Here is a 15,274-nt window from a genome sequence, read left to right on the forward strand (position 1 = left end):
CAAACACGAACGAGAAGAAGGTCACTATGCAAACCGGTTACTTCAGCGCCGCTTGGCACGACATCAAGAATTCTCCCGGTTGGTTCGGCAAACTTGTCCTGTTGTCGCTGATCAGCCTTATTCCCATCTTCGGATGGATCGTGGTCGCGGGCTACCTGTACGGGTGGGCGCGCGACATCGCCTGGAACGTGCATTCGCCCCTGCCGAAGCACATCTTCGGCAACGAAGACGGCAAGCTGTACAGCCGCGGGTTCTTCGTGCTGGTCATCGGCTTCGTCTGCATGCTGGCACCGTGGGTGCTCGAAGTGGTGTGGGGCGTCGTCACGGGCGTGGGCACGGCCTGGTCGGGGCGCTCCCATGGGGGCATCTTCCTGGCCGTGGGATTGTCGACCACGATCTTCTCCCTCGTCATCATGGCGGCCGCGTTCTTCGCGACGCTGTTCTCGTGGGTGGGTTCCATGCGCATGAGCGTGTACGGCCGCTTGGGCGCCGGTTTCCAGTTCAACAAGATCTGGGCCATGATGCGCCACGACTTCGGCGGGCTCGTGCGCATCTTGGGCATGGTGATCCTGCTGAGCATCGGCATCGGCATCATCGCGTCCATCCTCATGTTCTTCATCATCCTGATCGGGCTGTTCGTGGGCTTTATGATGACGGGCGGCAACATGAACCTACAGGCGTCGCATCCCGACGCCGCCGTGTGGGGCGTCATTGCCGCAACGAGCGGCGTGGTGCTGGTGCTGGTGGCGCTCTACTGCGTGCTTGCTATGGTCATGAGCGTGTTCGTCGAGATGATGCTCGTGCGTGCGCTCGGCTACTGGACGCGTCAGTTCGACGTGCCGTCGTGGCGCGGGCAGGACGACCCGATGCCGTTCGAGTTCGCGCAACCGCCCACGCAGCAGCCGCCGTACGGGCAGCCGCCGATGCAGGGCTGAGCGCGTTCGTACCGCTGGTTGTTGTGCGATTTTGGGCCTCCGCGGCATTGTGCTGCGGAGGCCTTGCTGCGTTAAGGTAGACTCGAAGCGACAACCAAGACGGGAAGGTGGGTGCCATGGACGCGGCGTTTTTGCCGGTGACGCGCGAGGAGATGCTTGAGCGCGGCTGGGAGCAGGTCGATTTCGTGTTCGTGTCGGGCGACGCGTACGTCGATCATCCGTCCTTCGGCATGGCCATCATCACGCGGTTGCTCGAGGCGAACGGCTACAAGGTGGGCGTCATCGCGCAACCCGACTGGAACGACACTGCGTCGGTCACCGTGTTCGGCGAGCCCCGGCTGGGGTTCTTCGTGTCGAGCGGCAACATGGACTCCATGGTGAACCACTACTCGGTGGCGAAGAAGCGCCGCCGCACGGACGCGTACTCGCCCGGCGGCGAGGCGGGGAAGCGCCCGAACCATGCGGCCGTCGTGTACGGCAACCTCATCAGGCGCACGTACAAGAAGACCCCCATCATCCTGGGCGGCATCGAGGCGAGCCTGCGGCGCCTCGCGCATTACGACTACTGGTCCGACAAGCTCAAGCGCTCCATCCTGTTGGATGCGGGCGCCGACCTCGTGTCGTACGGCATGGGCGAGCATTCCGTCGTCGAGATCGCCGATGCGCTCAACGCCGGGCTCGCGGTTGAAGACCTCACGTTCATCGACGGCACGGTGTTTCGTGCCGCGTCGCTCGAGCACGTCTACGACGCCGAGACGCTGCCGTCGTTCGCCGCCATGCAGGACGACAAGCTGGAGTACGCGCGCAGCTTCGCCGTGCAGTATCGCAACAGCGATCCGTTCACCGGCAAGCGCCTGGTCGAGCCGTACTCCGACCACGAGTTCGTCGTGCAGAACCCGCCGGCCGCGCCGCTCACGCAGGCCGAGATGGACGCGGTGTACCGCCTGCCGTACGCGCGCACCTACCACCCGATGTACGAGGCCGCCGGCGGCATTCCGGCTATCAAGGAAGTGAAGTTCAGCCTGACGAGCAACCGCGGGTGTTTCGGCGAATGCTCGTTCTGCGCGCTCACCTTCCATCAGGGGCGCATCGTGCAGACGCGCAGCCACGACTCGCTCGTGGACGAGGCGCGGCTCATCATCGACGAGCCCGATTTCAAGGGCTACATCCACGACGTGGGCGGCCCGACCGCGAACTTCCGCGCGCCCGCCTGCGCCAAGCAGCTCACCCACGGCGCGTGCCCGAACAAGCGCTGCCTGTACCCCGAGCCCTGCAAGCAGATGAACGCCGATCACAGCGACTACCTGGGCTTGCTGCGTCGGTTGCGCAAGCTGCCGGGCGTGAAGAAGGTGTTCGTGCGTTCGGGCATCCGCTTCGATTACGCGCTGGCCGATCGCGAGAACGGCGAGACGTTTCTGCGGGAGCTGTGTGCCCACCACGTGAGCGGCCAGCTGAAAGTGGCGCCCGAGCACGTGTCCGACGCCGTGTTGTCGGTGATGGGCAAGCCGCGCAACCTCGTGTACCAGCGCTTCTCCGAGCGCTACGCGCGCATCAACGAGCAGCTGGATATGAAGCAGTACCTCGTGCCGTACCTTATGTCGTCGCACCCGGGTTCGACCCTCGACGAGGCCATCGAGCTGGCGGAATACTGCCGCGACTTGGGCTACATGCCCGAGCAGGTGCAGGACTTCTACCCCACGCCCTCCACCATGTCCACAGCTATGTACTTCACGGGCGTCGATCCGCGCACCATGCAACCCGTGTACGTGCCGAAGAGCCCGCACGAGAAGGCGCTGCAGCGCGCGCTCATCCAGTACCGCGATCCGAAGAACCGCGAGCTCGTGTTGGAGGCGCTGCGGCGTGCGGGACGCATGGATCTGGTGGGATTCGGCCCGAAGTGCCTGCTGCGCCCGCAGGGGCAGGGCGCTCCCGGCGGCAAGGGAGCCGGTGGGCGGAAGCCCGCGTCGAGCGGGAAGAACGCCCGTCCGAGCAAGCCCGCGCCGAAGGCGGGGAAGCCGGGTGCGAAGCCGGGCAAACCCGCGGGCAAGCCGGGCTCGAAGCCGGCGGGGAAGGGGCGCCCGACGGCGGGCGGGCCGTCCGGCGGGGGTTCCCGGGCGAAAAGTAAGGCGTCTCGTCGGCATTGATGCCGCACGGCGCCCCGTCTTGTGGCAAAATACTACCGGTTAGCCCGGGTGCTCCTGGGGTCGGGCGGCCGATCAGGCGAAGGCTCGACAAGACAAGGGGTATCACGTGAGCGAGAGCAAAGCGACGCCGACGATGGGGGCTCAAGACAGCCCGGAAGCAATCTACGATGCACGCACGCTCGGCAAGCCGAAAATGGCGTTGTTCGGGCTGCAGCACATGTTCGCCATGTTCGGCGCCACCATCCTGGTGCCGACGCTGACCGGCCTGTCCGTTTCGGCAACGCTGCTGTTCGCCGGCCTGGGCACGCTGCTGTTCCACTTCATCTCGAAGGGGAAGGTGCCCGCGTTCCTCGGCTCGTCGTTCGCGTTCATCGCGGGCTACGCGGCCATCGCGCCGAACGGCGAGGCCGACCTGCTGCCCTACGCCTGCCTGGGCGTGGCCTGCGCGGGCCTGCTGTACCTCGTGCTGTCGGCGCTGTTCAAGGTGTTCGGCCCGACGCGCGTCATGCGCTTCTTCCCGCCCGTGGTCACCGGGCCCATCGTCATCTCCATCGGCCTCATCCTGGCCAGCTCGGCCATCACGAACGCGTCGACGAACTGGCCCATCGCGCTTGTGGCCATCGCCATCATCGTCATCGCGAACATCTGGGGCAAGGGCATGATCAAGATCATCCCCATCCTGCTGGGCGTGGTGGGCTCCTACGTCGTGGCCTCCGCCGCGGGCGCCGTCGACTTCACGGGCGTTGCCGAGGCCGCCTGGATCGGCATGCCGTTCACGTGGAACGATACGGTGTTCTCCATTTTCGGGGCGAACTTCGACACCGGTCTGGCCATCACGGCCATCATCACCATCATGCCGCTCGCGTTCGCCACGATGATCGAGCACATCGGCGACGTGTCCGCCATCAGCTCCACCTGCAACCGCAACTACATCGCCGAGCCCGGCCTGCACCGCACGCTGCTCGGCGACGGCCTGGCCACCATCTTCGCGTCGCTGTTCGGCGCGCCGGCGAACACCACGTACGGCGAGAACACGGGCGTGCTCGCGCTCACGAAGGTGTTCGACCCGCGCGTCATCCGCATTGCGGCGCTGTTCGCCATCGCGTTCTCGTTCTGCCCGAAGTTCGCGGCGGTCATCGCGGCCATGCCGGCTTGCGTCATCGGCGGCGTGTCGCTCGTGCTGTACGGTATGATTTCCGCCGTGGGCATCCGCAACCTCGTGGAGAACCACGTCGACTTCATGAAGAGCCGCAACGTGTTGATCGCGGCGCTCATCCTCGTGCTGTCGCTCGGCATTGCGTACAGCACCGCCGGTGCCATCGTCGTGCCCGTGGGCGAGGTCACCATCTCGCTGTCCGGCTTGGCGGTGGGCTCCATCGTGGGCATCGTGCTGAACATGATCCTGCCGGGGCATGAGGACGCCTTCGGCGCCGACGACGCGGACGAGGTGGAGCTCGACGGCCCCCTGCCGCTCGAAGGCGACCTCGAGGGGCTGCGCGCCCAGAACGGGTAGGGCCGGCGGCCTAGCGGGCAAACGCTTGATAGAATACGCCGTCCACTTCGACGGCGATGGCTTGAGAGAAGTCCGTGTCCGCGAGGGCGCGGACTTCTCCGTAGAAGCGTGCGGCGTTTGAGGGATCGAGGGCGCAGGGCATCAGGTTGTCGCCCTGCGCCGTGCAGCCGGCCAGGCTGCCGAAGGCGATGACGACGGTAGCGAGCAGGGTGGCGAGCGTGCGGGTGATGATGGTCATGGGGGGAGCTCCTGTTCTGGTCGATGGATACAGAATACGGAGCGTTTTCAAAGATTCCTTAAAGGCTCGGCACGTGTACGATGCCGATTGTGAAGAAATTGTATGCCTAGGTTAACTTCGGTTGCATGCCGTGAGGTGTTAGCTTAGTATAACTTTCATCGAAAGCGGAGCGAGCGAAACGCAAAGCGGACGGGGAGGGCAACCGAACCGGGCGATGGGCGCGACGCAAGCACCAGGTTCCACGCACCAAGCGCGGACCACGAAGCGCAGCGCGCACCGCGATCGACTGCCGAAATGCTTACCCGGCGGCGGAAGCTCCTCTCGTCTGGCTATCCGTCGCGCTTGCAAGCGGAGGGAATCCCCCCTATTCCCTCCGCTTTTTCTATGCCCGGGCGCCTTCCGCACGATGTTTCACGTGAAACATTTGTTCGCGATGAGGGGAGCCATGCGCTACTTTCCCAAATATTCCTTGATGTACTCGATCGCCATCATGCCGCTGGTCAAGGCGTAGCCGCACGTGGCTCCCACGTAGTCGGTATAGGGGTAGGAGAAGTATCCGCCGCTGTCCTGTCCGGCCACGAACAGGCCGGCCGGGGACGGCACGTTGTCCTTGCCGATGGCTTGCAGATGGTCGTTCACCTTGATGCCGTTGTACGTGCCGTCGATGGGCGAGACCACGCGCACGGCGTAGAAGGGGCCCTCGTCGAGCGGGTGCAGCAGCTCGGATCGCTTGCCGAACAGGGTGTCGGTTCCCGAAGCGATGACCGCCTGGTAGTCGGACAGGGTACGCTCGTACGTCGTGGGATCGAACCCGGCCTGTTCGCCAAGCTCCTCGAGCGTGTCGGCCTTCCACGCCTGCCCGTGCGCGATGGCGGCGTCCATCTCGTCTTGCAGCGTGTAGTACGACGGCACGAGGATGCGTTCGCGCATCTTGTACTCGGCGATGATATCCTCGCCGAGCACGTCGTGCACGCCGCTCGTGAGCAGCTTGTCGAAATCGGCTTGGGTGAAGATGATGTAGCTCGACCCGACGCGTCGCATGCCCGAGGCGCCGCGTGCCAGCGCGTGCGTGATGCAGAACGTCTCGTTCATGTAGCGGTTGCCCGAGGGGTCGAGCATGAGGAACCCGGCTTGGTTGAGGAACTTCATGTAGCCGGCGTAGAAGTCGAGCACGTCGTTGCTGCAGAACTCCGCAAGGTGCGGCGAGACGTCGTTGGACAGCACGGCGCCTTCCTGGCGGCACATGGCAATGCCGTCGCCGGTGTTGCTGGCAACGCCGTTCAGGTAGAAGTCGGACGTCCCCAGTATCTCGCGCTGCATGCTGGGGTTGCCGCCGAACCCTCCGGTGCATACGAGAACGCTGCGAGCATGCACGGTCACGGCAGTGCCGTCCTGCTTGGTGGCTCTCACGCCGGCGACGGCGCCGTCCTCGACGATGAGCTCCTCGGCTTTCGTGCTCATGAGCAGGGTGGCCCCGGCGGGAGTGATGAACGTGTCCCAGAGCACCTGGAACTTCTCGCGACCCTTCCCGTAGTCGTGCGCGATGCTCGTGCCGCTGGTGGCCTTCGGCGCCGAGAAACCCTTCTGGCCGGTTTGCTCCCAATGGTCTTGCAGCCAGTCGATCATCTCGCCGGAGTGGGACAACACGTTGTACGTGAGGCTCGCGTCGGTGCGCCAATAATAGTAGTCCATCATGGACGTGAACACCTCGTCCACCGTCACGTGGTTGCCTACGGCCTCGTCGAGCTTGCTTCCCACGGCGAGCGCGCCCGTGGCGCACGAGCCCTCGCCTGAGATGCGCGCGGTCTTTTCCAGGATGACGACCGAGAGTCCTTCTTCGACGGCCTTGAGCGCGGCCGTCGATCCGGCTGCACCGGCGCCGACGATGCAGAGGTCGGCATCGTACGCCTCCTCGTTCTCGACGCGGGGCGTGGCTTTCGCGAAGCCCGCCATGGTGGCGCCGGCTTGCTCGAGCGCTTTCGCACATGCGGCGGAAATGGCCGCGGCGGTGAGCGTGGCGCCGGTGACGGTGTCGACGAGCAGCGATTGGCGTTCCACGATGTCGTGCGGCATACGTTCCACCGCCGGCTCGAAGAAGCCCGGGGTATCGGAGCACGAGGTTACCTCGACGCTCTTGATGCTGGTTTCGTCGACGGTCACGTCCACGGTCAGCGGCTCGATGACGGCCGGGCAGCCGAAGCGCTCGCCCTCGATGCTGCCCGCTTTCCACTTGCCGTACGCTTCGCCGGTGTAGGTGCCCGCTGTCATGTGCTGCTCGAATGCGGAAGCGTCGAAATCGGGAAGGTCTTTCGGCGAAGCGCCCGCCTGCTTGACGGCGTCCGACACGGCGGTGATGATTGCCTGCGACGAGAGGGTTGCGCCCGATACCGTATCCACCGAAACGCTTTGGGATTCGATGATGACCTGCGGTAAAACATTGAGCGGAACGTAGCTGATGTCGTCGGTCTCGGCATGGGAGACCACCTTGATGGCTTCGATCCTCGTTTCGCTGAACGTGGCCTCGATGGTCACGTCGCCGTGCTTGCCCGCGCCTGCGGCGGTGTAGGTGCCCGGCGTGAAGCTGACCGCGCCCTTGGCCTCGGCCTTGCCCGGCGTGCAGCCGGCGAGCGAGAAGACGCCGCCCGCTCCCAGGATGCCGAGCCCGGCGATGCTGGCGACGCCCTGCACGAAGCTCCTCCTGCTGAATGCGTTCCCCTCGCTCGGGATGGCTTCTTGATCGTTCATGGTTTCCTCCTTCGGGTGTTGAACTCTGAGACGATTGTCGTTGCCGAGGCTCCGCTCGTCTTCCTCGCTGAGTGATGGATCGCGTGCGGGGCCTCATCACTGAGTGATGAATTCGGGTGTGACGGGCCGTTTCGGTGCCGCATGCGTGCTGCCGTGCGGAGGGACTTTCGCTATACTGCAAGACGGAGGATGCGAAAGGGGGCGGACGATGGCAGGGGAGCATCAAGGCGCCGCGCGGCCGACGGCGCAGGATCGTCGCGCGCTCGTCGCGGTGGGCTTGGGTATGGCGTTTTTCTGGCAGCTGTTTCGCTACACCAACCTTGCGAACATGCTGCCCTCGTACGCTTCGGCGCTCGTGCCGTTCGACGCCGCGTCGACGGTGTCTCCCGTCACGCTGTTCTACGCGGTGACGCTTGTGTTCGGATTGCTCTTGCTGATTGCGGGAGCCCGCGGTGCACGTGCGGCGCGGACGCCGTTCGTGGTGGGCGTTGGTTTGCTCTCGTCGTTGCTGTCGTGTGCGATGGTGGTTCTCAAGGGCGCGGATGCGCCCCTCACGCCGGTTCATATCGGTCTCGACGGCCTGACGCTGGTGGTGCTGTCGTTCGCTTTCGTGCTGCAAAGCGTTGCCTGGGTGCGCGTGTGCCGCCTCGTGGCCCGACAGGACCCGAAGCGGCTCGTGTACGTGCTGTGCCTTTCCTCGCTGGCGAGCTTCGTCGTGTCGCTGGCGTTTTCCCTGCAGATCCCCCGGTTCGAAGCGCTCGTGGTCATCTCGCCGGCGTGCTCGGCGCTCTGCCTGCTGTTCGCACCGCGCGTGCGCGAGGCTGACCCTGAGGCTGCGTCGTCCGTGCCGGGCGCACCCGCGAACGAGCAGGGGAGCGTCGCAGCGCAGGTGCCGAGAAGCGTGGTGGCCGTGCTTGTGCTGCTGCTTGCCCTTATCGTATGCATCAAGGGCGTGAGCGATCTGCTGTACGTGGGAAGCGACGGCTCCACGCTGTACGTCAAGCACTTCATCACGGTTGCCGAGTTGGCGGTCATCATGTCGGTGTGCCTGTTCGCCGCGGGTATGAGCCGCTTCGCGTTCCTGGGCTGGGCGGTGTTGGTGGGCGGCGTGGTGTCGGGGCTCGTCATCCTGTTCCTGTTCCCCGATTCTCCCTCGGCGTTTCAGTTCGGGCTGGGCACGATTGCCGCGGCGAAAACGTGTCTCGAGCTGTTCATGTTCATCGTGGTGGCCTGCACGCGCCGCGACGATGCGGGGCGGGCCATCCTGCTGTTGCTCGTGGTGCCCGAAACGGTTTCCTACCTGGTGGGATACGGTGTGCTGCCCGCGGCGTTTCTCGCGGTGAGCGCTTCTGCCGAAAGCTGGATCGGCGTGCTTGCGCTTGCTGCCGGTGCCACCATCGCCGTGTCGACGTTTTTGATCATGAGCTCGCTTGCGTTGAAGGGACTGAACGAGGGCGTGCGCGACGAAGTGGCGGAGGGTACCGAAGGCGAGGCCGATGAGACGGACGACGAGCTTCGTTTCGACGAGATCGCGGCGCGCTTCGACTTGACGAAGCGCGAGCGCGAGACGGCGTACCTGTTTTTCAAGGGTTACAGCGCCAAGCGCATCGCCGAGCTCCATTACGTGTCGCTCAACACGACGCAGAGCCATCTGCGCAGCGTGTACAAGAAGATGGACGTGCACAGCCGTCAAGATCTCATCGACCTCGTGGACGGGGATCGCTCCTGACGTTCACCATGGAAAACTTTTGCGTGCGGAACGGGGCGTTTCGCGGTACCATGGTTCTCGAACACTAGACGAGCAACTGCGGTGGGGCGAAGGGGTCGTCCTGCCGGCGCGAGGAGAGACGCGTTGACAACGCTAAACGATCTGCCGATCGGCAGCACGGCCACGGTGGCTGCCGTGGGCGGCGAGGGGTCGCTTCGGCAGCACTTTCTGGATATGGGCATCATTCCGCTGGCCGACGTGACCATGGTGAAGCATGCGCCGATGGGCGACCCGCTTGAGGTGCGCATTCACGGCTACGAGCTGACGCTGCGGCGCGACGACGCCCGGAAAATCGACATCACCGACGTGCGCAACGCGTCGGACGCCCCCGAGGTCCCTGCGGTGAGCAAGCCCGTGCCGCACCCGGGCCTCGGCGAGGGCGGCAAGTTCCACGACCGCACCGGCGAGCATCCGCTGCCCGACGGCACGCCGCTCACGTTCGCGCTCGTGGGCAACCAGAACTGCGGCAAGACGACGCTGTTCAACCAGCTGACGGGCTCGAACCAGCACGTGGGCAACTTCCCCGGCGTCACGGTGGACCGCAAGGACGGCTGCATCAAGGGGCATTCCGAGGCGCTGGTCACCGACCTGCCGGGCATCTACTCCATGTCGCCGTACTCGAGCGAGGAGGTGGTGACGCGCCGCTTCCTGCTCGACGAGCAGCCGCGCGGCATCATCAACATCGTGGATGCCACGAACGTCCAGCGCAACCTGTACCTCACGATGCAGCTCATGGAGCTGGGCATGCCCATGGTGCTGGCCCTCAATATGATGGACGAGGTGGAAGGCAACGGCGGCACCATCCACGTGAACGAGATGGAGAAGCTGCTGGGCATCCCCGTCGTGCCCATCTCGGCATCGAAAAACGAGGGCATCGGCGAGCTGGTGGACCACGCGCTGCACGTCGCGCGCTTCCAGGAACCGCCCGTGCGCCAGGACTTCTGCGCGCCCGACGAGCACGGCGGTGCCGTGCACCGGTGCCTGCACAGCATCATGGCGCTCATCGAAGATCATGCCGAGCGCGCGGGCATCCCGCCGCGCTTCGCCGCGAGCAAGCTGGCCGAGGGCGACGAGCTGGTGCTCGAGCGCCTCGAGCTCGATCAGAACGAGAAGGACGCGCTCGAGCACATCATCGCGCAGATGGAGGCCGAACGCGGGCTCGACCGCTCGGCGGCCATCGCCGACATGCGGTTCAGCTTCATCGGCCGCGTGTGCGAAGCCACGGTGGTGAAGCCGCAGGAGAGCCGCGAGCATGCGCGCAGCATGCGCATCGACAAGCTGCTCACCGGGCCGTTCACGGCCATCCCGGCGTTCATCGCCATCATGGCGCTCGTGTTCTGGCTCACCTTCAACGTGGTGGGGGCGTGGCTGTCGGAGATGCTCGACGCGGGCATCTCCGCGCTCACCGACGTGGTGGCGTCGGGGCTTGCGGCCGCGCAGGTGAACGAGGTGTTGCAATCGCTCGTCATCGACGGCGTGTTCAACGGCGTGGGCAGCGTGCTCAGCTTCCTGCCCACCATCGTCACGCTGTTCTTCTTCCTGTCGCTGTTGGAGGACTCGGGCTACATGGCGCGCGTGGCGTTCGTCATGGACAAGCTGCTGCGGCGCATCGGGCTGTCGGGGCGGTCCATCGTGCCGATGCTCGTGGGCTTCGGCTGCACGGTGCCGGCCGTCATGGCCAGCCGTACGCTGCCGTCCGAGCGCGACCGCAAGATGACCATCATGCTCACGCCGTTCATGAGCTGTTCGGCGAAGCTGCCCATCTACGCGTTCTTCACGGCCGCCTTCTTCCCGACGAACGGCGCCGCGGTCATGGTGGGGCTGTACTTCGGTGGCATTGCGGTGGGCGTGCTCGTGGCCCTGCTCATGCGTTCGACGATGTTCTCGGGCGAGGCCGTTCCGTTCGTCATGGAGCTGCCGAACTACCGCATGCCGAGCGCGCGCAACGTGGCGCAGATGCTGTGGGAGAAGGCGAAGGACTTCCTCGAGCGCGCGTTCACCATCATCTTCATCGCCACCATCGTCATCTGGTTCTTGCAGACGTTCGACTTCGGGCTGAACGTGGTGGCCGACTCGCATGACAGCATCCTGGCCGTGGTGGCGGGGTGGATCGCGCCGGTGTTCGCGCCGCTCGGGTTCGGCGATTGGCGCATTTCGACGGCGCTCGTTACGGGTTTCATGGCGAAGGAGAGCGTGGTGAGCACGCTGTCGGTGCTGTTCGGGTCGACGGCGACGCTCGTGGCGGCCATCACGCCGCTCGCGGCGCTCGGCCTGCTGGTGTTCTGCCTGCTGTACACGCCGTGCGTGGCGGCCATCGCGTCGGTGAAGCGCGAGCTGGGCGGCCGCTGGGCGCTGGGCATGGTGTTCGGGCAGCTGGGCGTGGCGTGGGTGGCGGCGTTCGTCGTGCGCGGCGTGGGCTTGGCGCTGGAAGGCGGCGCGGCCGATGCGTGGACGCTCGCGGTGGGTGCGGCGGTGGTCGTGCTCGTGGTGTTGGCGCTGCGGCGCATGCGGAGACGCCGGGGGCAGCCGGCGGGATGCGGCTCGTCGTGCGAGGGATGCGAGGGCTGTTCGCTCCCCGACCTGGAAGAAGCCGTCGCGCGCGAAGAGCTGTCAAGGCGCGGACGATAATCGTTGGAAAGGCCCTTGCCCAAGGGCCTTTTCCTTGCTATACTAGACGAACAAAAGTTCTATTATATATGGTTGGAAGCCCTAACTCCTAGAGGAGGACAGCCGCGATCCTGTACGGAGGTGACTGTTGTGGGCTTAGGTCTTTACGAAGCCATGAAAATCCCCTACACTGTAAATGGTAGCGTGATGCTACCATGATGATGAAGAAGAACGCGCCGACGTACGATCTTGCCATAGCGAAGCTCCTTGTCGGGCAGGGCCGCTATTTCGAGACGAAAAAAAGCACGAGCTGGCTGCGCAGTCATGGGTTTGATCCTGGCAAAGCGAAGGACATGCTCCTTTCGCTCGAAGCGGGAGAGTTCGCAGAATCGCTGCCGCCCTTGAAGCCCGGAGGCTCGTGGGCCGACGTGTACTGCTGCTCATATGAGGACGCTGAGCTTTCGGGCGACTTTTACCTTAAGTTCGTGTTGGAGGAAGAATCGGCCGTACTGGTACTGCTGTCGTGTAAAGAATGGGGATACGGGTGGTGACATGCTGAGCACATGTGTTGAATGCGGAGGGCCGATCGAGCATATGCGCGGTCCGGTCGAATGGGATGTCAAGGGCGAGTCCATCACGGTGCCCGATGTCGAACACGGCATGTGCGAAGCGTGTGGCGAGGTGTATTTCGCCGATGGGGCGTCGCGTTCGGTTCATCGCTGGGCGGTTGATGCGTACAAAAGCAAACACGGTCTGCTTTCAGGCCAAGAAGTGCGAGAGATCAGGACGTCGCTCGGATTATCGCAAGCGAAGTTCGAGCAGCTGATCGGCGCTGGACCGAAAACGGTGGTCAGGTGGGAGAACGGCAGCGTGTTCCAGAATCGAACGGCCGATACGCTCATGCGCGTGTTGCGCGCCCATCCCGATATCGCCGTTGAGCTCATGGATGGGGTGGAGCGCGTGTAGCGTGAATCGGTGATGCGCGCTACACGCGCTCGTCAATGCGTGCGCACCTGCGCGCGTGCCTATCGGGCGGCGGCGTTGATGGCGGCTATGGCGCCGTCGGAGACGGCGGTGGCCACCTGGCGCACCTGCTTCACGCGGATGTCGCCCGCGGCGTACACGCCGGGCAGGGCGGTTTCCATGCGCTCGTTGACGGGGATGTAGCCGTTTTCCAGCGCGAGCTCGTCGGCGTACAGTGCCGTGTTCGGCGTGGCGCCCGCGTAGATGAACACGCCGCAGCCGGGATCGACGATGGTTTCCACGCTGCCGTCCTTGAGCGAGACGAGGTCGAGCTCCTCCACCTGGTCGGTGCCGCGCAGTGCGCCAAGACGCGCAGCGGGGCGCACCTCGATGGTGGGCGTGTGCGCCACCTTGCATCGGAATTCGTCGATGCAGGCAAGCTCGTCTTCCACGCACACGAGGGTGAGGCGGTTCGCGAGCGGGGCGAGGTGCAGCGCTTCCTTCACCGCACCGTCCGCGCCGCCGATGACGTAGAGGTTCTTGCCGCGATAGGCTTCGCCGTCGCGCGCGGCGTTGAGCCCGCAGCCCTTGCCGGCAAGCTCCGCTTCGCCGGGGATGCCGAGCGTGCGCGGCGTGCTGCCGTTCGCGAGGATGACGTTCGCCGCCTCGTAGGTGCCCTGGTCGGTGACGATGGTTTTGACCGCGCCGCTCAGCGAGGCGCTGGTCACCTGCTCGAACACGATGTCGACGCCGGCCTCGAGCGCCTGGTCCTTCATGCGCTGGGCGAACGTGGCGCCGGTTTCGCCCTCGATGATGCCGGCGTAGTGCGTGACGGTGGACACGCCGCCGATGATGCCGCCGACGGCCTTCTGCTCGAGCACGAGCGTGCGGCACCCGCGGCTGACGGCGTAGATGCCCGCGCTGATGCCGGCGGGACCGGCCCCTACGATGATGATGTCGTACATGACGCTCCTTTTCGCTTGCGGCTTTCTGGGTATTGTAGTCCCGTTACGCGGCAAAGAGAAAATAACGGTTTGTTATTGATCCATAAGGAGGGTTTATTGCTGGAGGGCAGGCTCGGGAAGGGAAGCGGGGGCGGGAAGTGACGAGCCCGCAGCGTAGGCGACATCGGGGTCGCTCGCGGCTTCGCATCCGGCCGGCGCGGCGCGGTAGGCGCGCTCGTAGCGCACGGCGAACACGACGAGCAGCATGACGGCCGCCAGCGAGAAGGGCACGCCTGCGAGGCTCGGCCAGGCGTAGGACGCGCCCGTGTTGAGCACGGCCTGGCCGATCATCGCGCCGAAGGCGTTGCCCAGATTGAACGCCACCTGCACGCAGGCCGATCCGATCATCTCACCGCCGCCGCGCCCCACCTTCACCATGAGCAGCTGCTGCGGGCTGGCTACGAAGAACATGCCGAACGAGCACAGCAGCATGAGCCCCGCCGCCGTTGCCTGCGAGCCCGAGAACCAGAAGATGAGCGTGAGGGTGACGCAGCCGATGGCCTGGCCGGCGGCGGACATGCGGCCCGGCGTGGTGCGGTCGGACAGGCGCCCGCCCACGAGCGAACCGGCCACCATGCCGAAGCCCGCCAGCACGAGCAGCAGCGGCAGACTTGCGGCGGAAAAGCCGCCGACGCTCGTGAGCCAGGGCGACACGTAGCTCCACCAGCAGAACACGCCCGTGTTGCCCAGCAGCACGGCGCCGATGACGAACCAAGGCCCCGGCTTCTTCAGGAAGCGAAACTGCCCGGCCAGCCCGGCGTCGGGGATGGGTGCGATGCGCGGCACGAAGCGCACGATGAGCAGAAACGACGCGACGGCCCATACCGCCACGAACAAGAACGCCGCGCGCCACGACACGAGGCTTGCGAGCAGCGTGCCGCCGGGCACGCCCAGCATGTTCGCCACGGTCTGCCCCAGCACCATGATGGAGACGGCCCGACCCTCGCGGCCGGGGTCGGCCAACTCCTTCGCCACGATGGTGGCGGTGCCGAAGAACGCGCCGTGCGGCAGGCCCGACACGAAGCGCGCGGCCACAAGCACGTCGGCGTTCGGCGCGAGGGACGCCGCGGCGTTGCCCGCCACGATGAGCGCCACGAATCCGAGCAGCAGCCGCTTCGGCGGTACGCGGCGTCCGAACACGAGGAACAGCGTGCCCACGCACACGCCGAGGGCGTACGCGGAGATGAAGGTGCCCGCGTCGGGCACGCTCACGTGCAGGCCCGCGGCCGTGACGGGCAGGATGCCCATCATCACGAACTCGGCGAATCCGAGCGCGAACGATCCGGTGGCGAGGGCGATGAGGCTTTTCTTCATGGGACGGGCGATCCTTCGTGCGAGACGGGGGCGGGTACGGGGG

Annotated in this window: 11 protein-coding genes; 7 read left to right on the forward strand and 4 right to left on the reverse strand. The window is 65.4% G+C overall.

Features of this window, described 5'->3' with window-relative positions; translation table 11 throughout:
* Nucleotides 1–26: 26 nt before the first annotated feature.
* The 3 genes from C1876_RS13670 to C1876_RS13680 all read left to right on the forward strand — a co-directional run bounded on the left by C1876_RS13670 (nucleotide 27) and on the right by C1876_RS13680 (nucleotide 4,592).
* Nucleotides 27–935, forward strand: coding sequence for a DUF4013 domain-containing protein (locus C1876_RS13670; protein ID WP_114547281.1), 909 nt, complete (start codon nucleotides 27–29; stop codon nucleotides 933–935).
* A 116-nt stretch (nucleotides 936–1,051) separates the two neighbouring features.
* Entirely contained in the window at nucleotides 1,052–3,079 is a 2,028-nt protein-coding gene (locus C1876_RS13675) for a YgiQ family radical SAM protein (RefSeq protein WP_114547282.1), read from the forward strand.
* Nucleotides 3,080–3,185: 106 nt separating this feature from the next.
* The gene (locus C1876_RS13680) at nucleotides 3,186–4,592 is read left to right on the forward strand and encodes a uracil-xanthine permease family protein (RefSeq protein WP_114547283.1); all 1,407 of its coding nucleotides are present in this window, start codon (nucleotides 3,186–3,188) and stop codon (nucleotides 4,590–4,592) included.
* Nucleotides 4,593–4,602: 10 nt separating this feature from the next.
* Here C1876_RS13680 and C1876_RS13685 read toward each other — a convergent pair whose 3' ends face one another.
* Together C1876_RS13685 and C1876_RS13690 are read right to left on the reverse strand one after the other, a co-directional pair.
* A complete protein-coding gene (locus C1876_RS13685) occupies nucleotides 4,603–4,830 on the reverse strand; it encodes a hypothetical protein (protein ID WP_114547284.1) in 228 nt (75 codons plus the stop codon).
* A gap of 450 nt (nucleotides 4,831–5,280) precedes the next feature.
* Nucleotides 5,281–7,575 (reverse strand): FAD-dependent oxidoreductase, encoded by a 2,295-nt coding sequence (locus C1876_RS13690; protein WP_114547285.1) that lies wholly within the window; start codon nucleotides 7,573–7,575, stop codon nucleotides 5,281–5,283.
* Between the two features lie 208 nt (nucleotides 7,576–7,783).
* On the opposite strand from C1876_RS13690, the gene C1876_RS13695 reads away from it, so the two are divergent.
* From C1876_RS13695 to C1876_RS13710, 4 genes are all read left to right on the forward strand, one after another.
* Nucleotides 7,784–9,304 carry a helix-turn-helix transcriptional regulator gene (locus C1876_RS13695; protein WP_158544697.1) on the forward strand — a complete coding sequence of 507 codons (1,521 nt, stop codon included), beginning with the start codon at nucleotides 7,784–7,786 and terminating at the stop codon, nucleotides 9,302–9,304.
* A gap of 123 nt (nucleotides 9,305–9,427) precedes the next feature.
* Nucleotides 9,428–11,971, forward strand: a complete 2,544-nt coding sequence (gene feoB / locus C1876_RS13700) for a ferrous iron transport protein B (RefSeq protein ID WP_114547287.1) — start codon at nucleotides 9,428–9,430, stop codon at nucleotides 11,969–11,971.
* A gap of 194 nt (nucleotides 11,972–12,165) precedes the next feature.
* Entirely contained in the window at nucleotides 12,166–12,501 is a 336-nt protein-coding gene (locus tag C1876_RS13705) for a type II toxin-antitoxin system MqsR family toxin (protein ID WP_114547288.1), read from the forward strand.
* A 1-nt stretch (nucleotide 12,502) separates the two neighbouring features.
* Nucleotides 12,503–12,916: a type II toxin-antitoxin system MqsA family antitoxin gene (locus tag C1876_RS13710; RefSeq protein WP_114547289.1), complete on the forward strand. Its 414-nt coding sequence runs from the start codon at nucleotides 12,503–12,505 to the stop codon at nucleotides 12,914–12,916.
* A 59-nt stretch (nucleotides 12,917–12,975) separates the two neighbouring features.
* On the opposite strand, the gene C1876_RS13715 is transcribed toward C1876_RS13710, so the two are convergent.
* On the reverse strand, nucleotides 12,976–13,878 hold the full coding sequence (locus tag C1876_RS13715) for an NAD(P)/FAD-dependent oxidoreductase (protein WP_114547290.1): 903 nt from the start codon (nucleotides 13,876–13,878) through the stop codon (nucleotides 12,976–12,978).
* A gap of 93 nt (nucleotides 13,879–13,971) precedes the next feature.
* Nucleotides 13,972–15,274 (reverse strand): MFS transporter (locus C1876_RS13720; protein WP_244910157.1); only part of this gene is annotated, 1,303 nt, incomplete at its 5' end.

Origin of the sequence: Eggerthella sinensis (assembly GCF_003339815.1) — a bacterium.
GTDB lineage: Bacteria > Actinomycetota > Coriobacteriia > Coriobacteriales > Eggerthellaceae > Eggerthella > Eggerthella sinensis.

Bases quoted from the DNA above. Each gene is read 5' to 3' on its own strand.
- C1876_RS13670 (WP_114547281.1), top strand. From the start codon at position 27: ATGCAAACCGGTTACTTCAGCGCCGCTTGGCACGACATCAAGAATTCT.
- C1876_RS13675 (WP_114547282.1), top strand. From the start codon at position 1,052: ATGGACGCGGCGTTTTTGCCGGTGACGCGCGAGGAGATGCTTGAGCGC.
- C1876_RS13685 (WP_114547284.1), bottom strand. From the start codon at position 4,830: ATGACCATCATCACCCGCACGCTCGCCACCCTGCTCGCTACCGTCGTC.
- C1876_RS13690 (WP_114547285.1), bottom strand. From the start codon at position 7,575: ATGAACGATCAAGAAGCCATCCCGAGCGAGGGGAACGCATTCAGCAGG.
- C1876_RS13695 (WP_158544697.1), top strand. From the start codon at position 7,784: ATGGCAGGGGAGCATCAAGGCGCCGCGCGGCCGACGGCGCAGGATCGT.
- C1876_RS13705 (WP_114547288.1), top strand. From the start codon at position 12,166: ATGATGATGAAGAAGAACGCGCCGACGTACGATCTTGCCATAGCGAAG.
- C1876_RS13710 (WP_114547289.1), top strand. From the start codon at position 12,503: ATGCTGAGCACATGTGTTGAATGCGGAGGGCCGATCGAGCATATGCGC.
- C1876_RS13715 (WP_114547290.1), bottom strand. From the start codon at position 13,878: ATGTACGACATCATCATCGTAGGGGCCGGTCCCGCCGGCATCAGCGCG.